Here is a 1,848-nt window from a genome sequence, read left to right as displayed (position 1 = left end):
CGTCCGGCCTGATCGGATTCGGCGAAGCATTTATGGCGGGTGACTGGACGACGGACGATCTGGTCGGCGTGCTGACACCGTTCGCGCAGCGCGCCGCCGAGCTGGTGCCTGCGCCGCTGCAGCGCCTGCGTTCGTTGGTGCTGCCGGGCCATCCGGCTGCCGAACGGAACACCGTGGACAACACCCGGTCCAATATCGCGCGTCACTACGACCTCTCTAACGAGCTTTTCGCGACGTTCCTGGATGAGACTCTCAGCTACTCCAGCGCCTACTTTGGGTCCGATGCTGCCGCCGATACCGCGACCTGGCCGGAGTTGGCGGCAGCTCAGCGCGCCAAGATCGACCGGCTCCTGGATACGGCGGGGGTCGGACCGGGCACGCGATTGCTGGAGATCGGGACGGGCTGGGGCGAACTCTGCTTGCGCGCGGCCGAGCGCGGAGCGCGGGTGCGCTCGGTGACCCTGTCCAGCGAGCAGCGTGCCTTGGCGTTGGCGCGGGTCGCCGACGCGGGCTACGCCGAGCAGGTCCAGATCGACCTGCTCGACTACCGGCTGGTCGACGGCGAGTACGACGCCGTCGTGTCGGTGGAAATGCTGGAGGCGGTGGGCCGAGAGTTCTGGCCCGAGTATTTTCAGACCGTAGAGCGCAGGCTCACTCCCGGTGGGCGGGCCGCCATCCAGGTGATCACCATGCCGCACGACCGGATGCTGGCGTCGGCGAGCACCTACACCTGGGTGCACAAGTACATCTTCCCCGGCGGGCCGTTGCCGTCGATCGAGGCATTGCGCGAGGTGGTCGAGCAGTGCACCGCACTCGACATCACCGAAGAGTTCACGATGGGTCGGCATTACGCGCGGACGCTGCGGCTGTGGCGCGAACGATTTCGGGCAGCGTCGCCGCGGGTGCAGCAGCTCGGATTCGATGCCGTGTTCGCTCGAATGTGGACCTTTTATCTGGCGTACTCGGAAGCGGGATTTCGGTCGGGCTACCTCGACGTCTACCAACTGCGAATCGACAAGAGCGATGTCCCGGGTTGACGGCGGTCCCTAGTGACTGCGTTGCTCGATGCCGATAGGCTGGGCTGCGATGAAGCCTATCGATCGAAGCGTGCGCGGCCGATGACCGCCGAAGCAGCGCAATTGGCGGAGTTGCTCGGGCGGGTCGCTAGCGGGGACCGCGACGCTTTCGCGGACCTGTACGACCGCACCAGTCCGCGGGTCTACGGCATGGTCGCGCGGGTGCTGCGCGACCCGGGGTACAGCGAAGAAGTGACCCAGGAGGTGTACCTCCAGGTGTGGCGGGAGGCGGTCCGCTTTCGGCCCGAGCACGGCGGCGCGATGTCGTGGCTGCTGACCATCGGGCATCGCCGGGCGGTCGACCGGGTGCGGTCGGAATCGTCGGCGTCTGAGCGGGAATCGAGGTTCGGACAAGTCGAGTCCACGGCCACCGTCGACGGAGTCGAGGATGTGGTCGTTGCGCGATCGGAGGCAGCCCGTGCACGCGACTGTCTGGGCACCCTGACCGACTTGCAGTTCCAGGCGGTGACTCTGTCCTATTACGACGGCCTCACCTATCGCGAGGTGGCGGAGCGGCTGACGGTCGCGTTACCGACGATCAAAAGCCGGATCCGTGATGGACTCAAGAGACTGAGAGGGTGTCTGGAGAATGGCTGAGAAGGCCGACCGGAGCGCGGACGCAGCCCTGTTTGCCCTGGACGCACTGGATGACGTGGAGCGGGCCCGCCTGCTCCGAGAGGTGGCCCAAGCCCCCGCCGATGAGCGCGCCTCATTCGACGCCGAGGTGCTGGCAGCCCGCGAAGCGCTGGCGCGCCTCAGTCACTCCACGGCC

General features: G+C 66.9%; 3 protein-coding genes. All 3 read left to right on the top strand.

From position 1 onward, the window contains the following. Window positions 1-1,037: class I SAM-dependent methyltransferase (locus WAW85_RS06095; protein WP_422558741.1), on the top strand; the 1,037-nt coding region annotated here is incomplete at its 5' end. Window positions 1,038-1,118: 81 nt separating this feature from the next. After that, window positions 1,119-1,673, top strand: coding sequence for an ECF RNA polymerase sigma factor SigK (gene sigK, locus WAW85_RS06090; protein ID WP_422558740.1), 555 nt, complete (start codon window positions 1,119-1,121; stop codon window positions 1,671-1,673). Next, on the top strand, window positions 1,666-1,848 hold a 183-nt coding region (locus WAW85_RS06085), incomplete at its 3' end, for an RskA family anti-sigma factor (protein WP_422558739.1). The genes sigK and WAW85_RS06085, both read left to right, overlap by 8 nt.

The sequence above is a fragment of the Gordonia sp. (in: high G+C Gram-positive bacteria) genome, assembly GCF_049299075.1.
GTDB lineage: Bacteria > Actinomycetota > Actinomycetes > Mycobacteriales > Mycobacteriaceae > Gordonia.
This window is presented reverse-complemented; position numbering and strand designations above follow the sequence as displayed.